Origin of the sequence: Sphingomonas sp. LaA6.9, from assembly GCF_022601895.1 — a bacterium.
In the GTDB taxonomy this organism is placed as follows: domain Bacteria; phylum Pseudomonadota; class Alphaproteobacteria; order Sphingomonadales; family Sphingomonadaceae; genus Sphingobium_A.
In genome coordinates this window covers 1-25,742 of sequence record NZ_JAKVIO010000009.1, presented here as the reverse complement: position 1 = coordinate 25,742, position 25,742 = coordinate 1, and the positions used below count along the sequence as shown (strand labels likewise).

At 58.4% G+C, this 25,742-nt stretch carries 21 protein-coding genes; 17 read left to right on the top strand and 4 right to left on the bottom strand.

What is annotated here, in order from left to right; all coding sequences use genetic code 11:
* The first annotated feature begins 132 nt into the window (after nt 1–132).
* Both soxR and MKI88_RS06690 read left to right on the top strand, forming a co-directional pair.
* Nucleotides 133–591, top strand: coding sequence for a redox-sensitive transcriptional activator SoxR (soxR, locus tag MKI88_RS06695; RefSeq protein ID WP_241630190.1), 459 nt, complete (start codon nt 133–135; stop codon nt 589–591).
* A 199-nt stretch (nt 592–790) separates the two neighbouring features.
* On the top strand, nt 791–2,047 hold the full coding sequence (locus tag MKI88_RS06690; RefSeq protein WP_241630189.1) for a site-specific integrase: 1,257 nt from the start codon (nt 791–793) through the stop codon (nt 2,045–2,047).
* 529 nt (nt 2,048–2,576) lie between these two features.
* On the opposite strand, the gene MKI88_RS06685 is transcribed toward MKI88_RS06690, so the two are convergent.
* On the bottom strand, nt 2,577–2,951 hold the full coding sequence (locus MKI88_RS06685) for a hypothetical protein (RefSeq protein WP_241630188.1): 375 nt from the start codon (nt 2,949–2,951) through the stop codon (nt 2,577–2,579).
* A 24-nt stretch (nt 2,952–2,975) separates the two neighbouring features.
* Nucleotides 2,976–3,212: a hypothetical protein gene (locus MKI88_RS06680; protein WP_241630187.1), complete on the bottom strand. Its 237-nt coding sequence runs from the start codon at nt 3,210–3,212 to the stop codon at nt 2,976–2,978.
* 319 nt (nt 3,213–3,531) lie between these two features.
* On the opposite strand from MKI88_RS06680, the gene MKI88_RS06675 reads away from it, so the two are divergent.
* The 3 genes from MKI88_RS06675 to MKI88_RS06665 all read left to right on the top strand — a co-directional run bounded on the left by MKI88_RS06675 (nt 3,532) and on the right by MKI88_RS06665 (nt 5,564).
* On the top strand, nt 3,532–4,641 hold the full coding sequence (locus tag MKI88_RS06675; RefSeq protein ID WP_241630186.1) for a Fic family protein: 1,110 nt from the start codon (nt 3,532–3,534) through the stop codon (nt 4,639–4,641).
* A 369-nt stretch (nt 4,642–5,010) separates the two neighbouring features.
* Nucleotides 5,011–5,229, top strand: coding sequence for a hypothetical protein (locus tag MKI88_RS06670; protein WP_241630185.1), 219 nt, complete (start codon nt 5,011–5,013; stop codon nt 5,227–5,229).
* Nucleotides 5,226–5,564 (top strand): DUF3768 domain-containing protein, encoded by a 339-nt coding sequence (locus tag MKI88_RS06665; RefSeq protein WP_241630184.1) that lies wholly within the window; start codon nt 5,226–5,228, stop codon nt 5,562–5,564. The genes MKI88_RS06670 and MKI88_RS06665 overlap by 4 nt, the downstream gene beginning before the upstream one ends.
* Before the next feature lie 52 nt (nt 5,565–5,616).
* On the opposite strand, the gene MKI88_RS06660 is transcribed toward MKI88_RS06665, so the two are convergent.
* A complete protein-coding gene (locus MKI88_RS06660) occupies nt 5,617–5,823 on the bottom strand; it encodes a hypothetical protein (protein ID WP_241630183.1) in 207 nt (68 codons plus the stop codon).
* A gap of 282 nt (nt 5,824–6,105) precedes the next feature.
* Here MKI88_RS06660 and MKI88_RS06655 point away from each other — a divergent pair, with 282 nt between their 5' ends.
* The 12 genes from MKI88_RS06655 (at nt 6,106) to MKI88_RS06600 (ending at nt 25,169) form a co-directional block, all read left to right on the top strand.
* Entirely contained in the window at nt 6,106–8,526 is a 2,421-nt protein-coding gene (locus tag MKI88_RS06655; RefSeq protein WP_241630182.1) for a type IV secretory system conjugative DNA transfer family protein, read from the top strand.
* A gap of 247 nt (nt 8,527–8,773) precedes the next feature.
* On the top strand, nt 8,774–9,523 hold the full coding sequence (locus MKI88_RS06650) for a plasmid mobilization protein (RefSeq protein WP_241630181.1): 750 nt from the start codon (nt 8,774–8,776) through the stop codon (nt 9,521–9,523).
* Complete coding sequence (locus tag MKI88_RS06645) at nt 9,489–10,934, top strand: relaxase/mobilization nuclease domain-containing protein (protein WP_241630180.1); 1,446 nt, start codon at nt 9,489–9,491, stop codon at nt 10,932–10,934. The genes MKI88_RS06650 and MKI88_RS06645 overlap by 35 nt, the downstream gene beginning before the upstream one ends.
* Nucleotides 10,935–11,592: 658 nt before the next feature.
* Nucleotides 11,593–14,379, top strand: a complete 2,787-nt coding sequence (locus MKI88_RS06640; protein WP_241630179.1) for an SNF2-related protein — start codon at nt 11,593–11,595, stop codon at nt 14,377–14,379.
* The gene (locus MKI88_RS06635; RefSeq protein WP_241630178.1) at nt 14,376–14,558 is read left to right on the top strand and encodes a hypothetical protein; all 183 of its coding nucleotides are present in this window, start codon (nt 14,376–14,378) and stop codon (nt 14,556–14,558) included. Before MKI88_RS06640 ends, MKI88_RS06635 begins: the two co-directional genes overlap by 4 nt.
* Nucleotides 14,555–16,873: a hypothetical protein gene (locus MKI88_RS06630; protein WP_241630177.1), complete on the top strand. Its 2,319-nt coding sequence runs from the start codon at nt 14,555–14,557 to the stop codon at nt 16,871–16,873. Before MKI88_RS06635 ends, MKI88_RS06630 begins: the two co-directional genes overlap by 4 nt.
* A gap of 8 nt (nt 16,874–16,881) precedes the next feature.
* On the top strand, nt 16,882–18,531 hold the full coding sequence (locus MKI88_RS06625) for a site-specific DNA-methyltransferase (protein ID WP_241630176.1): 1,650 nt from the start codon (nt 16,882–16,884) through the stop codon (nt 18,529–18,531).
* Complete coding sequence (locus MKI88_RS06620; RefSeq protein WP_241630175.1) at nt 18,528–21,215, top strand: DEAD/DEAH box helicase; 2,688 nt, start codon at nt 18,528–18,530, stop codon at nt 21,213–21,215. Before MKI88_RS06625 ends, MKI88_RS06620 begins: the two co-directional genes overlap by 4 nt.
* Nucleotides 21,216–21,445: 230 nt before the next feature.
* Entirely contained in the window at nt 21,446–22,015 is a 570-nt protein-coding gene (locus MKI88_RS06615; RefSeq protein WP_241630174.1) for a hypothetical protein, read from the top strand.
* A gap of 5 nt (nt 22,016–22,020) precedes the next feature.
* The gene (locus tag MKI88_RS06610) at nt 22,021–23,394 is read left to right on the top strand and encodes a 7-cyano-7-deazaguanine synthase (protein WP_241630173.1); all 1,374 of its coding nucleotides are present in this window, start codon (nt 22,021–22,023) and stop codon (nt 23,392–23,394) included.
* Entirely contained in the window at nt 23,387–24,574 is a 1,188-nt protein-coding gene (locus MKI88_RS06605; RefSeq protein WP_241630172.1) for an ImmA/IrrE family metallo-endopeptidase, read from the top strand. The genes MKI88_RS06610 and MKI88_RS06605 overlap by 8 nt, the downstream gene beginning before the upstream one ends.
* On the top strand, nt 24,549–25,169 hold the full coding sequence (locus MKI88_RS06600) for a hypothetical protein (RefSeq protein ID WP_241630171.1): 621 nt from the start codon (nt 24,549–24,551) through the stop codon (nt 25,167–25,169). The genes MKI88_RS06605 and MKI88_RS06600 overlap by 26 nt, the downstream gene beginning before the upstream one ends.
* A 148-nt stretch (nt 25,170–25,317) precedes the next feature.
* Here the strand turns inward: MKI88_RS06600 and MKI88_RS06595 are convergent.
* On the bottom strand, nt 25,318–25,742 hold a 425-nt coding region (locus tag MKI88_RS06595; RefSeq protein ID WP_241630170.1), incomplete at its 5' end, for a transposase.

The following is a 25,742-nucleotide window of genomic DNA, read 5'->3' as shown; positions in this document are numbered from 1 at the left end:
TCCCGGGCCTTGAGTGTTTGAGCAGGGCCTGATTCACGCTTTCGATGGATGCGCAGATATCAGTCCGTGCCCGGTCCGCTACAAGTTCAAGCGCACTTGAGATCAAGAACTATTTCTGCTTCTGTGGCAGCCATGTTCCATTATCTGACAATCGGCGAGGTGTCGCGGCGAAGCGGCATAGCGCCTTCCGCGCTGCGCTATTACGAAGACCGTGGGCTGATCGCGGCGGAACGGCTCAATTCCGGACACAGGCGCTATCCGCGCGCGGTGCTGCGCCGCGTGGCTTTCATCGTCTTTGCGCAGCGCGTGGGGCTCTCGCTCGAAGAGATCGGCGCGGAGCTCGCCAGACTCCCGCCCGATCACGTGCCCAAGGGCAAGGACTGGGCGCGGCTTTCAAGCACCTGGACCATGCGGATCGACGCGCGCATCGCCGAGTTGGAACGCCTGAAGCAAGGGTTGGCCGGATGCATCGGCTGCGGCTGTCTCTCGGTCGAATCCTGCAAGCTGTCCAATCCGGAGGACCGCGCCGCGCGTCTTGGCCCCGGCGCGCGATACTGGCTCGGCGATCCACGACCCGCGGTAGACGCTTGACCCCGTCGATCATATACGCCTTTGTCGCGCGCACGCGGATGTGGCGAAATCGGTAGACGCAGCGGACTTAAAAGCCCTTCATTTTCAAGATAAAACGCCAAATATCCTTGAAAATCAGCCGTATTTTGCTAAACTGACCTCATAAGGCCACTTACACAGGCCTTACACAAATTGCACAGTTTCACAGGTCGAGGCAGCAATGGCGGCACATCACGAACTCATGGGAGGAAAGCTCCACGTCTACAAGCGTGAGAACAGCACCTACTGGCAGTGCTCGACCTTCCTCGGTGGCAAGAACCACCGCATCAGCACCAAGGAGGATAGCCTCGCTCTGGCCAAGGACTTTGCCGAGGACTGGTATCTAGAGCTGAAGGGCAAATTCAAACGCGGCGAGGTGAAGGCAGGTAAGACCTTCAAATTCGCCGCCGCCAAATTCATCGACGAGTTCGAGGTCATCACCCAAGGGCAGCGCAGCCCCATCTACGTGGCGCATCATCGCCGCCGACTCGACAACTACCTTGTCCCATTTTTCGGGAACAAGGCGCTGGCCGAGATCACCGCTGGCCTCGCCCAAGACTACCGAATGCACCGCATGAAGAACGGCTGGCGCGGCAAGCCGCCAGCGCGCAGCACACTTCATCAGGAAATCGTCTGTTTGCGTCAGGTGCTGAAATACGGCCAACGGCATGGCTGGATTGAGTCGGTGCCGAACCTGACACCGCCATACAAAACCTCTGGCAAGATCACGCATCGGGCTTGGTTCTCGCCCGAGGAATATAAGCGCTTCTATCAGGCGACGCGGGAACGCGCCAAGAACCCGCTCAAGGAGCGTTGGCGCACCGCGTCGGAAAACCTGCACGACTATGTTCTGTTCATGGTGAACACCGGCCTTCGCCCAGACGAAGCCCTGCGCCTTGAATACCGCGATGTCGCTGTTGTCGCCGACGATGCCACGGGTGAAACCATCCTTGAGATCGAAGTGCGCGGCAAGCGCGGTATCGGCTACTGCAAGAGTATGCCGGGCGCCGTTCACCCTTTCCAACGCCTTCAAGAACGCAACAACGGAAAGCCGACCGATCGGCTGTTCCCGAAATTTCAAAAGCAGCTTTTCAACGCCATCCTCAACGAACTTGAGATGAAGAAAGATCGTGATGGAAACCAGCGCACAGCTTACAGCTTACGCCACACTTACATCTGCTTTCGCTTGATGGTGGGCGCGGACATTTATCAGATCGCTAAAAACTGCCGAACAAGTGTTGAGATGATTGAGAAGTATTACGCTTCGCACATCAAGAACACGCTCGATGCGGCAGCGATCAATGTTCGTAAGGAGAAGCCGAAGGCCCGCCCGCCCGCCAAAACAAATAAACGGAAACCAACCCAAGACGCGGGCCAAAGGCCCACATCTTCATCAGGGCGCAGCCCCGCAACCCCCAAAGGACGGGGTTCGCGCTAGCGGCCACCCCCTTAATCTTGTTTTCCTTGGCATATTCAAACGAACCGCCTAAACTGGAATCTGGCTATGCGGACGTGGCGAAATCGGTAGACGCAACGGACTTAGACCAATCTTGAGTGCTCGCAGGGAAACCTGCGGTGCAGAACTGCTCAAATTCGGGGAAACCTCTCAACTGGCAATCCCGAGCCAAGCCTTGGCGCGAAAGTGCCTCGGAAGGTGTAGAGACTAGACGGGCAGCACCTAAACCCCGCCAGCGGGGCACGGTGAAGGGATAGTCCAGACCACAAACACTCGGGCAACCGAGGGGCGGTGAAAACCGTAGCAGGTAAGAAAATCCGTCGGGCTTTGCCCTTGGGGGTTCAAGTCCCCCCGTCCGCACCACCACCCATCATCTAATCAGAAAAAGCACCGAACGGTGCGCCCTGGGGCAGATAGCCTAAACCGGCGACTGCCCCTTTCCGCGAAGGCCCAGCCTGAACAGGCTGGGCCGGTGGCCTCTTCAGCTCCCGAACGGGAGCGGCCATCGCTCTTACTCTTCATCATCATCTTTCTTGATATACCGCGAACCTCGTGAACTACCATTCACGACCGCCTGCCTTGCCGTTTCGTCATCCCATTGCAAACGCTGCGGCTTGCCGCGCAGGATGGTCTTTTCCCCGCGACGCACTTGCTCACCCGCTTTCAGCGGGAGAATGGATTTACCGGCGAACTCGTCCTTGGTGATGGTGCAGGCTCGCACCAGCAGTTTGACCCACCCATCCTTGCCGCGCTCGATCACTTCCGCCGCGACCAGACGCTCGCCCACGCGCAGAGCTTTGCCGCGCCTGCGGCGATCATAGATGCCTTCCGTCCAACGAACGACATCGGCAGCTATGAAGTCTGTAGCGGGAATCCATTGATTCATCCGCGCCCCAACTGGCGTCTGTCTTTAACGCCCGAATTTTTTGGCAATGGCTGTTTGGAATCTCTTGAAGACCGATGGCGGTCCCACGCGCTCAAGCGCGTCAATATGTGCGTGACCTGTGAATATGCCCTTTCCCTTCGGAAGCATAAAGCCGCGAACGCGCTGGCCGACCATCAGGCTGTTATCCCATTTGCTGATCGACGTGCGAACATGCTCACCGTTGTCCAGACGCAGGGTGCAGAAATGGAACTGCCAATCCATGTGCGTTTCCGGCCACAAGCTGACTTCAGTCAGGACAGCCTCGACCGGTTTTCTGTCGCTTACATAAGCCTTGTCCCTAAAAGAGCCACGTAGCATCCATCCTCATATTTTTCGTGAGAGTTTTCCTCGACTCTATTCTCTCATGGAGGCCGGATTCGCCTCAAACTCGCCGGAAATGATGCAATGGGATCAGGAGCTTGAGCGTCCTTGCCAAGCAGATGCGGCGATTAACGGGATTATTCACCGCATCTTGTGCGGCGAATATCCTTGCGCTGTGCGGCGAATATGGACTATAATCGCCGCAGAAGGTGCGGTGATTATGACCTATATCCATGAACGAGCCGATTGGCCAAATCTGCGTTGGAGCGACGAACAGCTTGCCCAGCCGCTTGCCGCCGTGCGCCATCGCCAAGGGCGATTGATCGGGCACATGGAAGCCCTTGGCTTTCCGCTGCGCGAAGAAGCCGTGCTGCAGGCACTCACCGAAGATGTCATCAAATCGAGCGAGATCGAAGGCGAAATACTGGACCGCGATCAGGTTCGCTCGTCCATCGCCCGACGCCTTGGCATGGATATTGGCGGTCTGGTTCCAGCGGATCGCAACGTCGAAGGCGTTGTCGAAATGATGCTCGACGCCACGCAGAACTATGCCGCGCCGCTGACCGCCGAGCGGCTGCATGACTGGCACGCTGCCCTGTTTCCGACAGGGCGCAGCGGCATGAGCAAGATCACGGTTGGCGCTTGGCGCACCGGCGACGATGGCCCTATGCAGGTTGTATCAGGGCCGATTGGCCGCGAGCGCGTCCATTATGAAGCGCCAGATGCAGAGCGGCTTGATTCTGAGATGGGGAAGTTCCTCACATGGTTTGAAACTGCCCAGCCCGACCCCGTCCTGAAAGCCGGTGTCGCGCACCTGTGGTTTGTGACCATCCACCCATTTGACGATGGCAATGGCCGTATTGCCCGCGCCATTGCCGACCTTGCGCTTGCGCGCGCGGAAGGCACAGCGCAGCGGTTCTACAGCATGTCCGCGCAGATCAGGACCGAGCGCAACGCCTATTACGACATGCTGGAATCTACGCAGAAGGGCGACGTTGACATCACGCCCTGGCTGCTCTGGTTCATCGGCTGTCTCGACCGCGCTTTCGACGGTGCCGAAATCATCCTCGCCAGCGTCATGCGCAAGGCGCGGTTCTGGGATGCAGTCGCCGACCAGCCCTTGAACGACCGCCAGCGCAAAATTCTCAACCGCTTGCTCGATGGCTTCGACGGCAAACTGACCAATGCAAAATGGGCGACTATCGCTAAAACATCGCCCGATACTGCGCTGCGCGACATTACCGATCTCGTCCAGCGCGGCATCTTGGTCAAAGAGCCGGGAGGCGGGCGCAGCACCAGCTACGCCCTCGCACCCGAAGCCTCGACATAAGCAGCACAACCCCCTGACATGCCGATGTGATGCTGCCAGCCACCGATGGTGGGCGGGGTTTTCTCATGCCGTCACCACCCGAAACTCGCAGCACCGACACGATGAATTTTCGCTGTCGCCTTTGACTCCTTGAGAGCAATGGAAGGCACGTTTCAGTCCATTACGGCCTCTTATTGGGTCGCTTCTGGCACAGCCCCGCCTGTCGTCAATCGCCTGCGCTTCCGCGCCTCTCGCTTCGCTTTGGCTTGTGCAGCTTGCACCTTCGGGCGGGCTTCGCCCGGCGTTGACCACCGGCTTGATGGGCCGCGCCGACTTCTCCCCATGAGGCCGCAGATGGTCTGCGCACCTCCAATCACAAGGAGAATAACAATGGCGAACGTCGATCAAAATTCACCCGCTTTCATGCTCTGGTGCGTGGAAGGTGACGGCAAGGATGCCCGCTGGACCCGCATCGGGGCAGCGTGGCTTCATCAGGACGGCAAGGGCTTCAACATGCGCTGCAACGCGATTCCGTTGCAGGGCCGCTTGGTTGCTCGCGCCTTCACCCCGAAAGCTGACCGCGATGCGGCGCAAGGAGGTCTGGTATGAACGCGCCCCTTCACACCGCATCGCGCATCCGCGAGCTGAACGACCTGTTCCGCACTTGCTTCATCGGCGGGCGCGTCCTGATCACCGAGGGCATCATCGCCCTTGGTGACACTTTTACCAGCGGCTGCGTGGAAGCGGTACGACGCTTCACCGATTTCAGCGCTGATAACGATCCATACGGCGAACACGACTTCGGCTGTGTCACCGTCGATAATCGCAAGGTCTTTTGGAAGATCGACTATTACGACCGGGATTGCCGTTACGGCTCCGAGTGTCCGGCCGATCCCGCCCAGACAACCCGAGTCCTCACCATCATGCTGGCCAGTGAATACTAGGCCAGCGCGCGCGCCGCCGGCGATGTCGGCGGCGCGTCGCCTTGCACTTCCGTCAGAAGCGCGGACCCTGCGGGGGACGAGGGCGTTGCGCAAGGCGGGCCAGAGCCTGCTCGATGTGGCGCAGCGAGACGTGAACGTCGGAGGTCAAGAAGCGAGACTGCGAGTTACGGCGCAGATCGCTCAGAAGGCGACCGTAGAGAGCGCGGAGTTCCTGTTCGTTCATGCCAAGGAGTTCAGCGGGGGTGATAAACAGCGACATGATTTTTCTCCCAGTCTGTAGCCGCGACCATCGCGGGCCTTCATGGCAGACAGGGAGCAGGGCGTTTGCCTTGGCCGCACTTGGCGTAGCGCAGCGGAGAAGCCGCGAAGTGGCTTGCGGCCTAAAAGGCAAATCCCCTGCAAGGATGCCCATGACGAAGGCCAGTGTGGCGTCGGCACAGGGAGAAAATGTGCCGCACTTTGGCACCCGCATCGGAAAGTCTTGAACAAACACAAAAATGACGCTGAAAAGAGAGCCTGAATCTTGTGCGTTAGGAACTGCTTGAATCGCATTGCTCGTCTTTGGCTGTTGATCGCCTTCTGCCTTGCCTGGCCCGTCGCCAGCCACGCCCAAGACCGTGCCCAGATCACCCGTGGGATCACCTATGCGCTGACGGACATCGCGCTGATCGAGCGCGAGCGCGCCCGCGCAGACGTGCCTGACGATTTTGCCGCCGACAAGCTTACCCTCAGTCGGCAGCGGCTTTCCGAGAACTACGCGCAAGCAGACCGAACAGGGCAAGGCCGCGCCATCCGACAGGAGGCGGGGCGCAGGGCCAACCGCATCATCGGCGCGTCACCGCGCACCAATGACCGGCAATCGTTTCCTGACCCGCAGCGGGTGCGCGCCGATCTTGCTGCGACAAGTAGCGGCGTCAGCGACCTTGAGCTTGCGGGAAGGCAAGCGGGCCGTATGGCGATGCTTGCCAACGCCCTTGAAGGATTGCAGGGGCCAACGGGAGCCACTGATAAAGATCGCTGGCCCGCAGATGTGGCGCAACTGCACGCCCGCTACTGGCTGCACTTCCACGACCTGCGTGACCGGATGCAGGCGACCTTCACGGACACCTGCGCCCGCTGGCAGTTCTGGTGCACAACGCGGGCAGAGACGTTTAACCGCACGCGCGTTCACTACGAGCACGATCTTGAACGCGCGCAGGACACAGCAACGCTTTATTTCCCCGAGGGTTTCCGCGAGCGTTTCGTTGACACCACCGGAGTCGGTGGGAGCCGCGCCGGGCACAAGCAGTATCAGGCGCAACTCCGCGAGCAACGCGAAGCTACCGAGCGGGCGCGGGAGATCGAAAAAGATGGCGTGAGCTTTCGCACTCTTGTGCCGATCATCGGCGCAATTCTGCTCGTGCTGATCCTCATCAGCATGATGTTTACCCGAAACAATCAGGGCGGTAGCCGCCCTCCACTGACCGACAATCACGGCTCCGCGACATGGGGCGCGATGAACATGAATGTTCATCCGCTCGAACCGTTATTCGGCGTGTTCCTTGGCAAATATGCGTGGCCACATCACACCGATGGGCAGGTGAAAACCGCGCCCGTGTTCACCAAGCCCGAGGCGCATACCCTCATTATGGCCCCGACGCGAACCGGCAAGGGCACCAACATCATCGTGCCGACCCTGCTGCGCTATGATGGCTCAATGCTGGTTATCGACCCTAAGGGCGAGAACGCCGCCATCGCGGGGAGGCAGCGCGCTGCACTGCCCGGTCACAAGGTCCACGTTCTCAACCCGTGGGGGGTACTTGACGATGAACTGGCAAAACGTGGTTTGCCAACGTCGCGCTACAATCCGCTCGACGCGATCCGGCGCGACGATCCCGACGCCGCCAGCATCGCGCATACGATGGCGGAAAGCATCTGCGCCCGCAGCGGCGACCCGCGCAACGCCTATTGGGAAGGCAGCGCCACGGCTATCCTGACCGCCGTGCTTCTCTGGTTGGCCGACAACGACAGCGACCGCGAACGAAAAACGCTGGCGCGGGTGCGCCAGATCGTCACGCTTCCACACGACCGGCTTGAGAAGGAATACTTCATTCCGATGGCGGCCAGCACCGCCTATGGCGGCGCTATTGCCGAGAACATCGGGCCGTTTATGTCGTCAGGGGATTCCCGCGACATGCCCTCGATCCTGCGCACTCTGGCCGAGGCCACGCGCTTCATCAGCGACGAGCGCCTGAAAGAAGCGACATCGGCTACTTCCGACTTCGATTTACGCACGTTCCCGCACAGATCGGAAACCGTGTTTCTGGTCATACCGCCCGACCGCATGAAGGCGCAGGCGACATGGCTGCGCCTCATGCTCGCGGCTTTCGCCCAGGCCTTCCGCACGGCTAAGCCTCGCGGGCAGATACGCGGCATGATGCTGATTGACGAGCTACCGGCGCTTGGGAGGATTCCCGACCTGCCGACCGACCTTGCCACCATGAGCGGCTATGGCCTCGATTACACCCTGATCGTGCAGGACCTGGGGCAGCTTAAAGCGACCTACGGCGAGGAGTCCCGCACGATCCTTGCCAACTGTGGCTGGAAATGGCTGTGCAACGTGCGCGACTACGACACAGCCAAGTATGTCTCCGACACCCTTGGCCAGCGCACCGTCGGCACTGCAACGGTGAACGAAGGGCAGACCGGACAGGGCGAAGCCACCAGCGGCAAGGCATATGGCGAGATGGGCCGCGCCTTGCTCACCCCTGACGAGGTGATGCAGCTTGGGCGGGACAAGGCCATTGTGTTGCCGCCCGCTGGCCGCCCGTTTCAGGTATGGGGTGTGGGCTACTGGGCAATCCGCGATGAGTTCCTGCCGTATCGGGAAGGGGCGATGCAGCTCTATTATTCGCACCCCTTGGTGATCGACCCTAACCCCTACAGGCAGGGTGCGGAGGGGCAGGAACAGGACGCGAAGTAGCAACGTTCCGCAACACAAGACGCAAGGAAATTTCCGGGCGAATCTGCTTTAATGATGTTGTCCGTCACTGGTCTCCAACGGGCTGGCGGCGGACGCCCAAGGCGCAGAATTGGCGACACGGCAAGATCAGACGCATACAACCGTATGCGCCGAAGCATTAAACCACTACACTAACTGCACCCCGTATCTCCCTAACAATTCACAGTTGCACAAACTCATGTTATGCTAATAACAGGAGATGCAAGCCATGCGCGGTATTACCGCGCGCCTTGGCAAGGGGTTCTTCGACCCCGTTGCATCCCCGACCAAGGAGAGCCTTCGCGCCCTCCTGTGGAACCTCCAGAGCAGGGGATTTCCCTCCCCATGCACCCTGGACCGGGATGATGAACATGTGCGCCCCCCGCATCTGTTCGTCATCCCTCCAAAGGAGCTTTCGCGCTCCCTTGGAAACCCACCGACCGCTGATTGCAGCGGCCACAACCAAAGGGCTTTCATGCCCCTTGGAACCCAGACCGGGGATTGCGAACCCCGGCCCCCCGGCAGGCATTTCGCGCCTGCAACCGACCAAGGCGGTGCCTTGGAACCCTTCATAACAGGAGGGCGGGTGGCGACAGGAAGTGACAAACGGCAACGGAAGCGCCTCATTACGTTCCGTGTGACCGACGAAGAATACGCCCGGTATCACGAACGGGCTTCGCGTGCTGGCCTTGCAGTCGGAGCGTTTGCCCGTGCTGCTGGCCTCAACGAAGCTGGCCCCCGCGCGCGTCGCCGTCGCCCCATTGAACATGCCGCCCTTGCGCAGCTTATGGCTGCCATGAACCGCGTCGGTAACAACCTCAACCAGATCGCCCGCAACACCAATCTCGGCATCGACATTGATGTACCCGTGCTGCGCGATGCCCTGCACGAATACCACGCTGTGGTCGGCGCGATCTATGAAGCCCTCGGCATGGAGAACGCCGGTGATCATCAAGGGAAAAAGCCGGGCGGGCGCTAGCCAGCTCGCCCAACACCTTGGCCGCGCCGATACCAACGAGCGCATCGAAATCCTGCAACTGGATTCCGCAGGAACGCCCGCCGAAGCCTTCCGCGACTGGCAGACCTACACCCTCGCCACCAAGGGCAAACTAGGCCTCTATCACGCCAATATCGACCCCGACGCCAAATATGAAATGACCCCGCAGCAATGGATGCGGGCCGTCGATATTTTGGAGGAGGAACTTGGCCTTCAGGGCCAACCCCGTGCCGTCGTGATGCACGAGAAGAACGGACGCGAGCATATCCATGTCGTCTGGGCACGCGCCGACATGGACACCATGACCTTGCGCTCCGACAGCATGAATTATCAGGCCCATGAACGCGCCAGCCTGCGCATGGAGCAAGAGTTCGGGCATGAACATGTGCCCGGCAAACACGCCAAGCGTGACCGCGACGCCCAGCCCGAGTTTCCCACCGCCGAGGTCAACCACGACGAATGGCAACAGCGAGAACGCGGCGGCATCGACCACCGCGAGCGCAAGGCACAGGTCACGGCGCTCTACGAGGCCAGCGATAGCGGCCCCGCTTTCAAAGCCGCGTTGGAGGACGCGGGCTATGTGCTTGCGCGCGGCGACCGTCGCGACTTCGTGATCCTCGATGACGATGCCAAAGCCCACAGCCTTGGCCGCCAGCTTCCGGGTGTGAAGGCCAAAGACCTCCGCGCCTTCATGGCCGACATCGACCCTGAATCCCTGCCCAGCGTGAAGGAAGCCCGCGCCACCATACGCGAAGCCGCCCGTGCGCAGCCAACGCCAGAACAAGACAAGCCTGAACCTTCCACACCCGAGCGCGACAATACCCCGCCGCAAGACACCGAGGCTGACCGTGAGCGGGTCGCATCGCTACGCCGGGCGATCATCGAGCGGCACAGCGCCGAGCTGAAAGAGCAGGAACTGCGCCATGCCCGAGAGGTCGAGACCTTGCAGGAGAAGCAGCAAGCCGCCGCCGACAAGGCCATCCTGTCGTTCGCGCAGGAACAGGCGCAGCGCGCGATCAAAGAACGCCCGCAGGAACCGGGCGGGATCAACCGCCTGATCCGCACCATCCGTGAAGCCGTGGACGAAGAAGCGCGCCGCCAACGTCTCGCCGACGAGGCCGAGCGCGCCCGCGATACCGAGGATTGCCGCAATGATGAGGTGCGCATCATGGTATCGGGCCTCAACGCCGCCCAGCGCGCCGAGATCGACACGCTTGTTGAGCGGCAGGGACGCGAGCGCGCTGACCTGTTGGACGAGCAGTCCCGCGACCTCAAACGGCGCGTCGAGGACGAGCAGCGCGCGATCGCGCTTGAGCGAGAATATGAGCAGCGCCGCAGGGATGCCTTGGCCAAGGACCGCGAAGGGCCGGAACGCGATCCCCGCGCACGCTGACGGGCTCGCGCTTCTTGCAATCGGAACCGGGCCTACTTCTCAAGCAGATTGCCAGCCTTGTGCCTCAAGCCGCGAAATCGGTGTCCCGCTTCGTGCGCGACATAACCGCCGCCATTTTGCCGAGCCTTGTCTCAAGGTTCATGGCGGTAGCGCGTCGTGGCAAGAATACTGGCGACGGCAAGGGCAGCGCCAGTCACAGCGAGGCTACGTCAAAGTTCTTTGCGGGGTCCAGCTCGGCGACAGGTGACGCCGTTGATGGTGCGGATTTTGGGTCGATGTTCCTTGCACCGCCAATGGCACCTCGACCCAGCCCAAGGCCGCGATCTGCGCGCCGCCTGCGGGCACGCTTCCGTGCACGGCAATTCCTGAAACCGCCTTGGCTTCGTTAGGCTTTTCTGATCTTCGCCTCGCTGGCATAGAGGATGGCAGGCTGTTGCTGCCACATTGAAAGAAAATTACTTTCCAAATGTGGCACAATCCTGCGGCCTAAAGTCAGGACAACCTAAAGCGCGCGACAATCAATCGGTGATGATCTAAGCCGTTGCCATAATGTAAGATTCAATGTTGGGGACAACACAGGTAGATGATTACCGACTACCAATCGAAATATATTGCCCATGACTTAGTCCGAAGGCGATCTTCGGACAGTGCAGAGCGAATGGCCGTCGCGGTTGCCGGTGCGCAGGTGGATATGAATCCGCATCAGGTGGATGCGGCACTTTTTGCATTCGCCTCTCCTTTGTCCAAGGGTGCTTTGTTGGCCGATGAAGTAGGCCTCGGCAAAACAATAGAAGCTGGGCTGGTGATCTCCCAGAAGTGGGCGGAGGGCAATCGACGCATCCTGATTATCGCGCCTTCCAACCTTCGGAAGCAGTGGCATCAGGAAATGAACGAGAAGTTCTTTATCCCCTGCACCATCCTTGAATCAAAATCTTACAACGCTGAAATCCGCGCAGGAAATTTCAAACCGTTTCAACCCCAAGACAGCGTGGTCATTTGCTCCTACCAGTTTGCTAGGAGCAAGGCCGCTGATGTTGCCTCGACCCCTTGGGATCTAGTAGTCATCGACGAGGCCCACCGCCTGCGCAACGTCTACAAACCGTCAAACGTGATCGCCAATACACTCAAGGCGGCCCTCGCCGAGCGCAACAAGCTACTGCTAACGGCAACGCCCCTGCAAAATTCGCTTCTCGAATTGTTCGGGCTAGTCAGCTTTATCGACGAACACTCCTTCGGCGACCTCAAGAGCTTCCGCGAGCAATTCGTTGGCGTAGGTCAGGACCGGGCTTTCGAGCAACTGCGTGAACGTCTCAAGCCCGTTTGTCACCGCACCCTGCGCCGACAGGTAACGGCCTATGTCCCTTACACCAAGCGTCATGCCATCTTGCAGGAGTTTAGCCCTGACGAGGCAGAGGACAGGTTATACAACCTCGTAACCGACTATCTTCAACGCGACAATTTGCACGCATTACCGGCCAGCCAGCGTGCGCTGATGACATTGGTGCTGCGCAAGCTGCTCGCGTCATCTTCGTTTGCAATCGCGGGAGCGCTGCAATCAATTTCAGATCGCCTCCAAGCACGACTTGAAAGTGGGCGGCCCGCCACGCCCCTGATTGACACCGTTGAGGAGGACTATGAAGCCCTCGACGAAACCCAGGACGAGTGGGTTGACGATGACGAAGTGGAGCCGCTGAGCGAAGCTGATCAACGCGCGCTTGAGTCCGAAATCTTCGAGCTGCGCGAATTTGCAAAGCTCGCCACCTCTATTGAGCAGAATGCCAAAGGCCGAGCTTTGCTGACCGCGCTTGAGGTCGGTTTTGCTAAAGCGCGTGAGTTCGGCGCTGCGGAGAAGGCGATCATCTTCACGGAGTCACGTCGCACCCAATCCTATCTGCTGCGCGTATTGGCAGACAGCCCGTTTGCCGATTCCATCGTGCTGTTCAACGGCAGCAATACCGACGAGCAATCCCGCGCAATCTATCAGGCATGGCTTGCGCGACACGAAGGCTCTGACCGCATCACCGGCTCACGCACCGCTGACATGCGCTCGGCCTTGGTCGATTATTTCCGCGACACCGGCAAAATCATGATTGCCACGGAAGCAGGCGCGGAGGGTATCAACCTTCAGTTCTGCGCAATGATCGTGAATTACGACCTGCCGTGGAACCCCCAGCGTATCGAGCAGCGGATCGGGCGTTGCCACCGCTACGGCCAGAAGCACGATGTCGTTGTAGTGAATTTTCTGAACCGCAAGAACGAAGCCGATCAGCGCGTCTACCAGCTTCTATCCGAGAAATTTCAGCTCTTTGAGGGCGTATTCGGAGCCAGCGACGAAGTTCTGGGTGCCATCGAGTCCGGCGTCGATTTTGAAAAGCGCATTGCCGAGATTTACAACGAATGCCGCCAGCCCGACGAAATCAGGGCTGCGTTCGACGAGCTTCAAAGCGAGCTGGGCTCCGAGATCAGCGAAGCCATGACCGTAGCGCGGCGTAAACTCATGGAGAATTTTGACGACGAGGTGCGCGAAAAGCTCAAGCTACGCGACCATGATACCAATTTGCATCTTAACCATTTCGAGCAGCAGTTAATGCGCTTGGCCGGGCATGAGCTGGATGGTGCTGCGACGTTTATCAACGGATCGTCCTTTCGCCTCGACACGTTGCCGAGCTGGGTCGGAGACGGTGGAATCCCGACAGGTCTTTACGAGTTACCTCGACGCTCAGGCGAAGCGCACTTCTTCCGCGTGAACCATCCTCTCGGCGACGCGATCATCAACCGCGCGCGCTCACGCAACTTGCCCGTAAGCGAAGTTGTTTTCGACTACTCTGCGCACGATGGCCGAATTTCCGTTATCGAGCCATTGGTCGGACAATCAGGCTGGCTGATTGCCTCCCTCTTATCGGTAGAGGCGCTCGGCCAAGGCGAAGACCACATTCTCTTGGCTGCGCAAGCAGATGACGGAACCATCCTCAGCGATGAGGCCGCCAGCCGCTTGTTGACTATCCCTGCACATTGCGGCGCGAAAACTGATATTCCGGCCTCTGTTCAGTCAGACTTACGACATCAGCTTAACGCTCAGCAGGACAGAATCCGGCGTGGCATCTCGGAGCGAAATGCGCGCTTCTTTGAGATTGAAGCCAACAAGCTCGATGGCTGGGCAGATGACTTAAAGGTCGGCCTTGAACGCGAATTGAAAGAGCTCGATCGCCAGATCAAAGAGGCGCGGCGCGCAGCGACGGTTGCCCTGACGCTCGAAGAAAAACTGGCGGGACAAAAAGCGGTGAAGGCGCTGGAGGCCGAGCGATCGACCAAGCGGCGCTCGCTGTTCGATGCACAGGATCGCATCGACGAGCAGCGCACCGAGCTAATCGCACAAATTGAAGGCAAGCTAGAGCAGGCGATTGATACAACGTCGCTCTTCACGATTCGTTGGAGTGTGCAATGAGTGACGAAACGCCATCAGCCAGCTTGGCCGCTTTGGCCGTGGACAGGCTTATCGCATCGGGACTGTTGCGCGCCGATAAGCGGGAAGCTCTGGTCGCCAAGGTGGCAGCAGGCACCATGTCGGGCGCAGATTGGAAGGTGGAAATCGACCTGGCGTCGGCAAAGGCGGATAGCCAATGACGACATCGGCCACACTCAAATCACTCACCTTAACGGCGTTTCGCGGCTCCGCAGGCACGTTCTCGCTGTCCTTCGAGAAGGGCAAGAAGCTCACCCTGATCTACGGCGAGAATGGAACCGGCAAAACCACCATCTGCGATGCCTTCGAGTTTCTTGCGAAAGATAATGTCGGCTCGCTCGACAGCCGCGGGTTGGGTGCTGGCGTCAGGAAATACTGGCGAACAGTCGGGAAAGACCCTCAGGATTTCGCCGTTGAACTAACGACGAGCGATGGCACCTGCACGGGCAAGCTCGCCGGCAATCTCACGACCGTGATGAGCGGGGCAGCGCCGAAAGTCGAATTGCTGCGCCAGCGTCAGATTTTGGAACTTATCGAAACGCAGCCTGCCAAACGATATGAAGCAATCAAACGCTTCATCGACATCGACGCTTTCGAGCGTTCCGAAGAGGCGTTGCGCCAACAAGGGAAGGCATTGGCCACCGAACTTGCGTCGGCCAAACAGGCAGAGGCTCAAAGCCTTGAGGAGCTGCAAAGCTCCTACGAGGCGGCTGGCAGTCCGGCCGGGCTGAATCCGGTAGAATGGGCGAAGCAAAAGTTGGCGGAGCCAACCACGGGCCTTGATGCTGACATATCAGCGATCAGCAAGCTCCGCTCCGCTTATGAGGCGCTCAAGGCATTCCCCGAAAATCTCGATGGCAAGCGCGCAAACCTAGCGACAGCTCAAGCCAATGCCGATGCAGCCGTTCAGGCCCAGATTGACGCGCTAGCGACGGTTGATAGCAAGGCAGCGGAACGCGCGAACGTGCTGACCGCTGGGAAGGCCTATCTCGAAGCCTACCCCGATGCGGAGCAATGCCCTCTTTGCGAAAGTAAGGAAAACGTCGCCACTCTTGCCAGCGCGGTGCAATCAACGCTTTCGCAGTTGAGCGCGCTCACCTCGGCCAACCAGAAGAAGAAACAAGCCCAGACCGCCTTGAGCACCGCCAAGACAGCGTTGCAGCAGGCCGAAAGCGACTACGCCAAGGCAGTTGCCGCATTTGCGGATGCTCAGGGTGCGCATCAGTGGAAAGCAGGCGTCCAACTCCCAGCATCTGCCGCGCCGAGCGATCCTGCGGCGTTGCCAGCATGGCTTGCGGACAATGAGGCGATTGCCGCATCTTGGGCCGACAACGAAGCGAGCTGGCGCGGTGAAAGCAAGTTCCGCGCTCAGTTAAAGGCTGCCGCTGACCGCTACGATGCGAACGCGGCGCGGGTGGTCGAGCTTGATGCCCTGATACCGCGTTTGGATCAGGCACTCATCGAATGCGTCGAAGAACGGCAGAAGTTTACCGACGGCATCATCAGCGCCATCGCGAAAGAGGTCGGCAAGCTATACGAAAAGGTTCACCCCGGCGAAGGGCTGGACAAGATCGCGCTTGAGCTTGATCCGGCGCGTCGCGCCTCACTCACGCTTGGCGCAACCTTCGAGGGGCACGATGCACCGCCGCAGGCATATTTCAGCCAATCGCATCTCGATACGCTTGGCCTCTGCGTTTTCCTCGCTCTGGCGGCGCGTGACCGTGCATCGGAAACGGTGCTGATCCTCGACGATGTTCTCGGTAGCATCGACGAGCCGCACGTCGAGCGCGTCATCGGCATGATCTACGAGGTAAGCGCGGATTTCCGGCACACCATCGTGACCACGCATTATCGCCCGTGGCGCGAAAAGTATCGTTGGGGTTGGCTCAAGCCCGGCCAGCCTTGCCAGTTCGTCGAGCTGACCGGCTGGGCAATCGACGACGGCATCCGCATCATCACATCGCTACCCGAGGTCGAGCTGCTACGCGCAAGGCTTGCAGAGTCGCCAACGGACATACAATCGGTTTGCAGCAAAGCTGGCGTTATCTTGGAAGCCGCACTCGACTACCTCACCCAGAAATATGCTTGCGCCGTGCCGCGCCGCCACGGCGAGGCCTACACGCTTGGAGACCTGTTACCCGCGATCAGCAGCAAGCTACGTGACGCTCTCAAGGTTGAAATTCGCGACGGAATTATCGATCCAACCGCCCCCGCCACCAGCACAGTGGCGCTCAAACCGATCTTGGATGAGCTGACGCGGATAGCCCAGGCGCGCAACGCCCTTGGCGCGCATTTCAAAGCCCTTTCATTCGAGCTTCTCGATACGGATGGCATTGGCTTCGCCAAGCAGGTCTTGGAATTGGCCGACACGCTGGTCTGTCCCGACCACGGCTGGCCCAGCAACAACAACTCTGGCAGCTACTGGCGCAACAGCGGCGACACCCGTCGCCTACACCCACTTATCAAACCCGCATAAGGTATCGAATGTCGAAGAAGCAAAAACTTGAACTGACTTGGGTGGGTAAAGAGAACCGGCCTCGTTTAGAGCCGCGCATCCTGATCGAGGACACGGACAAGAGCTATCATGCTGCCGCGCGTTTCTCGGACGCGGATATTTTTGACAATGTGCTGATCCACGGCGACAATCTGCTCGCGCTCAAAGCGCTGGAGGCGGACTACGCGGGCAAGGTGAAATGCGTTTTCATCGACCCACCCTACAACACTGGCAGCGCGTTCACGCACTACGATGACGGCCTTGAGCACAGTATTTGGCTAGGACTGATACGGGACCGCCTAGAAATCATTCGTAAACTGATGTCTGAAGATGGCTCACTTTGGATCACAATCGATGAGAACGAAGGGCATTATCTCAAGATCTTGTGTGATGAGATATTTGGCAGGGCAAATTTTGTTCGCCAAATCACTTGGCAAAAGAAATACAGTGTAAGCAATAATTTCAAGGGAATCGCATCGATATGCGACATTATTTTGGTATATCGAAAAAGCGAGAAGTTTGCGAACAACCTGCTGCCCCGCTCGGATGAGGCAGCAAACCGCTATTCCAACCCCGATAATGACCCGCGTGGCCCTTGGAAGGCGGTCGATTACCTAAATCAAGCCACGGTCGAGCAGCGGCGGAATCTGGTTTATGACATTCAAAATCCCATTACTGGTGAGATAGTGCGGAACCGCGTCAAAGCGTGGAAATATGACCGAAACACCCATCAGACCCATGTTGACGAAAAGCGTTTATGGTGGGGGCTTAAAGGAGAAAACAGCGTTCCGGCTTTGAAGTTATTCTTGTCCGAAGTTCGCGACGGAATGACGCCCCACAATTGGTGGCCGCACACTGAGGTAGGCCACACTGATGAAGCAAAAAAAGAGAGCATCGCTCTCTTTGGTGCCGACAATGTCTTTGACACCCCAAAGCCTGAGCGCTTGCTGCATCGCATACTAACGCTGGCAGCGCGTCCGGGCGATATTGTGCTAGATTCGTTCGCAGGCTCAGGAACTACGGGGGCCGTCGCCCAAAAGCTGGGTATGCGCTGGATCATGGTCGAACTTGGCGACCATTGCTCTACGCATATCGCTCCGCGCCTGCGCAAAGTGGCCGATGGCACTGATCAAGGGGGAATTAGCAAGGCCGTTGAATGGAGAGGCGGCGGCGGTTTTCGTTATTACGAACTTGCGCCATCGCTCCTCGAAAAAGACAAGTGGGGGCGCGAGGTTATCTCGAAGGAGTATAACCCCGAGATGCTGGCACAGGCTTTGTGCAAGCTGGAAGGTTTCACCTACGCGCCCAATCCCGATGTCTACTGGCAACAGGGGCATTCATCGGAAAGCGACTTCCTCTTTGTCACGACCCAAAGCCTCGGCCTAGAAGAGCTTGCGGCGCTGTCCGAGGACGTGGGCGAAGGTCGTTCGCTATTAATCCTGTGCGCCGCGTTTCGTGGCAACCCCGATCACTGGCCAAACCTGACCGTCAAGAAGATACCCAACCATATCCGTTCGCGGTGCGAGTGGGGGCATGACGACTACAGCCTCAATGTCGCCAATCTGCCGATGGCCGAAGCGCCGGAGCCGCCGCCAGTTGCTGCACAAGGTGGCTTGTTCGATGAAGGAGATGCCGCATGAGCAATCTCCGTCATGTGAATGCCATCGCCGGTCGCTTGAGCCTTCGCGCTCCGCAGCGCACCAGCCTCGAAATCCTCGACCGCGTGTCCGAGATTGCGCCCCCGTCAAAGGGGACGGATCTCGCAGCGGCGCTAGACATCATACGCAGCGAATATCCCGGCGTGACTGATTTCGAGCGGGACTTCGTTTCGCTCTGCTTCGCGCTGGCAACAGGCGTCGGCAAGACCCGCCTCATGGGCGCATTCATCGCCTATTTGAAGATCGCGCACGGCATCAACAACTTCTTCGTGCTCGCGCCGAACCTCACCATCTATAACAAGCTCATCGGCGACTTCACGCCGAACTCGCCCAAATACGTGTTCAAGGGCATCTCGGAATTTGCGATTTCGCCGCCCGTCCTGACGACCGGTGAAACCTATGAGCGCCAAATCGCATCAGGCGGTCAGCTTTTCCCGACCACCATCAACATTTTCAACATCGCCAAGATTTCATCGGAAGTGCGCGGCGGGCGCAGCCCGCGCATCCGCTCCTTCCGCGAGGAAATCGGGGAAAGCTATTTCGACTATCTCGCCAGCTTGCCCGACCTGGTGCTGTTGATGGACGAATCCCACCGCTACCGCGCAACCGCTGGTATGCGGGCGATCAACGAGCTGAAACCAATCCTCGGCTTGGAACTGACCGCGACCCCGTTCGTGGAAAGCCCACGCGGCCCCGTCGCCTTCCGCAACGTAATTTTCGATTATCCGCTTGCGCGGGCAATGGAGGACAACTTCGTCAAGGAACCGGCGGTTGTCACCCGTAAGGACTTCAACCCTGCTGGCAAATCGCCCGAAGCCATCCAGCTCATGAAGCTGGAAGACGGCATCCGCCTGCATGAGAGCGTGAAGGTTGAGCTTGAAACCTACGCGCGCGAGAACGGTGAACGCATCGTCAAACCGTTCGTTCTGGTGATCGCGCGCGACACTACGCATGCCGCCGAATTGACGACCCTCATCCAGTCGGATGCCTTTTTCCAAGGCCGCTATGCCGACAAGGTGATTCAAGTCGATTCCAGCGTCAGGGAAGAGGAAACCGTCGAGAAGCTGTTGACGGTCGAGCATAACGACAATCCCGTTGAGATTGTCATTCACGTCAACATGCTCAAGGAAGGTTGGGACGTTACCAACCTATATACCATCGTTCCGCTGCGTGCCGCCAATGCACGCACGCTGATCGAGCAGAGCATCGGACGCGGCCTGCGCTTGCCATACGGCAAACGCACCGGCGTCATCGCGGTTGATCGCCTGAATATCGTGGCACACGACCGCTTTCAGGAGATTGTGGACGAAGCCAACAATCCCAACTCGCCGATCCGCTTGAAGCAACTCGTTCTCGAAGAGGCCGACTTGACCCGCAAGACGGTGACCGTGGTGGCCACGCCAACCATCTTGTCGGGCCTTGGCTTGCAATCTCCGTCGCCGACAACGAGCGCAGCGACGCCCGCCGCACCCGCGCCCGTGTTCACCGATCCGCAAGAGGCGAAGGTGGCGCAGCTCGCTTACGAGGCCTTCCGCAAGCTCGCGCGTGAGCCAGATAAGGTGCCGAGCGCAACTTATCTTGCTCGCCCTGAGGTGCAGGCGCAGATCGTGAAGGAGGTTCGCAGCCAGTATCAACCCGCGCAGTTGGAATTGGAGGGCGTTGCCAAGCCCGCACCAGACATGGCCGCTGTTGTCGCGGCGACCGCTAAACTCATGGCGGATCGCACGATCGATATTCCGCGCATCGTCGTCATGCCGAAGGGGCAGGTAAAGGCTGGGTTTAAGCCCTTCACGCTCGACCTTACAGGTATGCGCTATCCTGCGCCGAGCGATGAGCTTTGGGCAAAACACCTTCGCACCGATCAGGTCGATATAATTGGCCTCTCGCAAGGCAACCTGCTCGAAGAGCGGCTTGAGGATTACGTTGTCAGTGGCCTAATCGACTTTCCCGACATCGCCTATGATGAGCACGCCGACCTGCTTTACGACCTGGCAGGCCAAGTCGTTGCGCATTTACGCACCTACCTTTCGGAGGAGGAGGCGGGTCAAGTTCTTACCCTGCATCAGCGGGAAATTGCCCGCGCCGTTCATGCGCAGATGCAGGATCATTTTTGGTTGGATGACACCGTGGAATATCACCACGAGGTCAGGCAAGGCTTCACCGACTTGAAGGAGAGCGCATTCACCGCTGTGAATGAGCCGCCTCTGGATTATCGGGTTGCGCCCGCCGATAAGTCCAACATGGCACGCTACCTCTTCGGTGGCTTTGCCAAATGCCTATCCTCCGTCACCAAGTTCCATTCGGATTCTGAGCGCAAGCTGGCGGTCATCCTTGAACGAGAAGCTTTGAAATGGCTTCGTCCCGCCAAAGGGCAGTTCCAAATGTTCTATCGCAGCGGCAATGACCACTTGGAATATCAGCCGGACTTTGTGGCAGAGATGGACGATTGCATCGTCATGCTGGAACCCAAGATGGCAACCCAGATGACCGATAAGGACGTGTTGGCGAAGCGGGACGTTGCTGTGCAGTGGTGTGGCTGGGCGAGCGAACATGCCCAATCATATGGCGGCAAACCTTGGCGCTATGTGCTGATCCCGCACGACGCCATCGCCGAGAACATCACGGTCGATTTCCTCATCAAGCAGTTCGGCCAAGTACCGCGATAAGGGCCTTTGATCCCCAACGTAGGTTTCCTGTCCCACAAACTTTCCAAAATGAGATCTAATGGCGCCCTTTTCAGGCCGCTCCCTCTCGCTCGCGCGACGAAAGGCGCAGCATAAATTGCTATGGAAAATCTTCCGGATAGACTCCGCGCAGTCGCGCAATGTCAGCTTTTTGATGTCATAGATTGACAATGTCAGCTTATTCTCCTATATTCGTTACGTAGGAGGGCGAAATGTCTGACGGCCCATTCAAAAATCTAAAGCTAGACAGCCGCTCGAGGCGGTTCGCGGAAGCTGTTCAGAATGAAGCGGAAGATCACGACACCCGTTGTGCCCTTGGCAGCCACGCTGTGGTAAATGGCATCCTATCAGGGAATGAGGACCTGATCCGCGCGTTGAACAGCTACGGTGATGATGGGCAGCTCGATCTCGACCCTGAAGGGTCGATCCACGGCATCTTCGCAAAGTACGACAAATCGGAATTTTCAGATGACCTCCTGCGTGAAGTGGCCATTAGGCTGCACGACGGCGAGAACTCTCGGGATGCAATTAACAGGGCGTTGGACGCGTGTGTCGAGACCAATATCGGTAAGACGCTCACCCGTATTCAAGAAGCTGGCTATGAGGCGCATCGGGAAGGCCCAATGCACAAAGACCAGCTCGACCGACTCATCGAAGGCTCGACCAAAATAATGAAGAGTCTTGACCGTGCGCGCATTCAATATGCTGTTAAGAACTGCGACAAGAATGCGTTCAAGCATGACGTAAAGAAGAAAACTGACCTCGATGTCCCAATACTGTGATTGCAATGAATGAATCTTCAAAAGTTTTTGAGCGAGATTTAATCATCCTTGAAGCGGGGCAAGCAGCTCCGCGCCGAGGGCCGAAAGGACGCGTTTACGCGACTATCGGCTCTGAGATTAAATGCGATAAAGACGTCTTTGATAGCTACTGCCATGAAGGTTGGAGCAATATCCACAACGACCTGCTGATTGTCTGTGCGGCTGTCGAACTTGCTGACCGTCGGTGGGCGCGCGGCAGTGTACATTGGGCGCGGCACTTTCATGTGACTATCCCTGTGATTGAGCTCACGACTTGGCAAGATGCCGCTGTTCAACAAGGTCTTTGCGATACCCTGCGCCACCTGACTGGCGACCGGTGGCGTTTCAGCTTCGTGCGTCATGAGGGCGCGGCAACAAGTAAGCCCCGACAAGGCCCGCTATTCCCGAACCAAAAGAAGGCGTTCGCGATTGCTTACAGCGAAGGCTTGGACTCGCTGAGTGTCTCGGGCCTCTACAACGAGAACGACACTGCCGTGAGTGTGCGTGTGTCGAAATTCAAACAACGCCTGCGCAAAAATGAGCGGCCATTCGACCGCCTCCCTTTCGATGTGAAGGTGCAGCCGAATGCCGAGGACAGCGCTCGTTCACGAGGTTTCAAATTTGCGGCGGTGACTGCGATCGCGTCGCAGTTGTCAAATGTAAGCCGGATCATTGTGCCTGAAAGTAGTCAAGGGGCATTGGGGCCGGTGCTGCTCCCGTTGCTCAACATTTATCCCGATTATCGAAACCATCCGACTTTCTTCAGAAAGATGGAGCGCTTCATAAAGGCTCTGCTCGGCGTTGACCTGACTTATGAGCAACCGCGCCTTTGGCATACCAAAGGCCAGACCATCGCAGCGTTTCTGGCAATGCCTGGCATAGTGGCCCAACAGGTCATTGATACCCGTTCTTGCTGGCAGCAACGGTTCAATGTGCGTGTGGCAGGCGAAGTACGCCATTGCGGAGTTTGCGCGGCCTGCCTGCTCCGCCGGATGAGCTTACACGCGGCTGGCGTTGAAGAACCGTCCGATAAATATGCCATAGCCGACTTGCACGCAGCGCGGTTTAGCGATGCCTTGCCGAGGCAAGGCGGATTCAGGGCCACCAGCACCCTCTACGACTACGGCTACATGGGCGCGCGGCACCTGCAACAGCTGGCCGATTTGGCCAGTTTGCCAGATGCAGCCCTAAAGGCCCACGCATTCCAAATCGCTGAAGCCATTGAAGCGTCAGTTGATGACGTAACGAGCAAGCTTCGGGAAGTGCTCCTGCAACATTCGAGAGAATGGATCGCATTCGAGCAGCACCAAGGCAAAAGTAGCTTTCTAAAACTTTGGACGAAGGGAGGTCGGCATGGCTGATCTAAACGAGTTGACCGCGCAGGAGATTGGTCGCCGCCTTCGCATTGCCCGCGAAAGCGCAAAGATCCGTCAGGACGAAGCGGCCAAGGTGATCGACATGTCTCGCCCCACTCTTGTTTCGATTGAGAAGGGGGATAGGCGCGTACGCATACAGGAGCTTCAGGCGCTGGCAAATCATTACGGGCTATCGGTAAATGCCCTATTGCGCCGTGAAGCAGTCCATACCGACCTTGTGCCACGCTTCCGCAGACTTCGAGAAACCGAGGATGAGCATACCGACGAGGCAGTGAAACTGCTGAATGACCTTGTTCGAGCTGAGGTCGAGCTGGAAAATATTCTCGGCATTGAGCGGTCAAAAAATTACCCGCCTGAAAAGGGCATCAACACTGGCGATGTCACTGAATTGGCAGAACAGCACGCGCAGGAGTTGCGCGACTGGCTCGGTCTGGGCTCTGGCCCAATCGCCGATATTTTCTCCCTGATGCAATTGGATCTCGGTATCCGACTCTATCAGCGACGCCTCTCGAAAGGTTCGAAGGTGGACGCGCTCTTTACCTACGACCAAACTTTGGGGGCCTGCATTCTCTTGAACGCTAACTTCCCTCTGGAACGGCGTATTCAATCCGCAGCTCATGAGCTGGGGCATTTCGTAGGCACGCGTCAGGCGCCAGAAGTGCTAGAGGAAAATGAGAAGTTTCAGTCACGCGAAGAGAGATATGCTCACGCTTTTGGGCGCGCGTTCCTAACCCCGCGAAAGAGCTTTGAAGCGGCGTGGCGTCAGCTAACCGCTGGCTCGGAAATTACCCGCAGGCCAATCATCGTGCAGGCGCACCACTTCCGTATTTCACGCGAAGCCTGTGTGAGGAGGTTGGAAGAGCTCGGACTTGTAAAGCGGGGCGCATGGGACAAGCTGAAAGCCCATGGTGGCATTACCCCGGCACAAGTGCGTGAAGTTCTGGGCAACGCTGCAAGCGCGCCCGACCCCTCAAAAGATGATGCAGACCGACCAGTGTCCCATCGCATGAGCTTCATGGCCTACACCGCGTGGAAACGTGATCTGATGTCTGAAGGACAACTGGCCGAGCTTCTAAAAATCAAGCGGCTAGAGCTGCGCGCTCTGCTCGATCAAATGGATTTTGAGGAGAGCGAAACGGATGACCTGTTTAAGTTCCCTCTCTGATACGCTGACACCACTAGTCCCCGACACGAGCGTGCTGATTAATCTACACGCTTGCACGTTTGGCGAACAGGTTCTTCGGGCCATTCCTAACGACATTGTTCTACCTGAAACGGTGGTTGCGGAACTCAACCATGAAACCAGTCATGCTAGTGGCGAGAACGGGTTCGTCCAGCGCCTGATCTCGGAAAACGTCGTGAAGGTGGTGCAGATGGATGATGCTGCGGTTCGACTTTTCGAGGCAATGATCCGTTCTCCGAACTCGCTCGACGACGGTGAAGCTGCCACGATTGCAGTGGCTGTGTCGCAGGGTTTTCTGCCCGTAGTCGATGAGCGGAAGGGTCGCGCACAAGCCCAAGGGTTGATGAATGGGAAAGCTCCCGCTTGGTCGCTGGACCTTCTGGTGCATCCAGCGGTGCAGTCAGGGCTTGGCGGTGATCTGTATGTCGAGGCCGTCTATCTAGCCCTACGAGATGGCCGAATGAGAATCGATGAGGAACGCTGCGACGCAGTAGTCCAGCTCATCGGAATTGAACGGGCCAAAGACTGCACCAGTCTCCCAGGTTACAAAGTAAGGCGCGAAAGCTGGATGCGCTAACCTGCTACGCGCTCGCTCTCACTTCGCTGTATTGCCAACCGGAAGCAGTAGAATCGATGCCGAAGGTTTGAGTTTGCACGGTCGTGTCCCACGCCATGGTGTAGGTCCGCAGGGACGGTCACGGCGATCTCCGGCCAGGCCGGGCTGATCACGCTGCCATCGGGGGCAGCGAGACGAGCGGATCATCGCCTATTTGCGATACGCTTTCCACCGTCATGTAGCGGCAGCGTTGGACCGCCCATTCATCATTCTGTTCGAGCAGGATAGCGCCCACGAGACGGGTGATGGCGTCCTCGTTGGGGAAGATGCCGACGACTTCGGTGCGTCGCTTGATTTCGCCATTGAGCCGCTCGAGAGGATTGGTCGAGTGCAGCTTGGTGCGATGCTGGGCGGGAAAGCTCATATAGGCGAGTACGTCTTCCTCGGCGGTATCCATGAGCCTGGCGAGTTTGGGGACGGTGGGACGAAGCTGGTCGGCGACCTTGCGCCACTGCGTCTTGGCGGCCTCGGGGGTTTCCTGCGCGTAGGCGGTGGCGATGAAGGCCGAGACGACGCGGCGGCCACTCCTGCCGG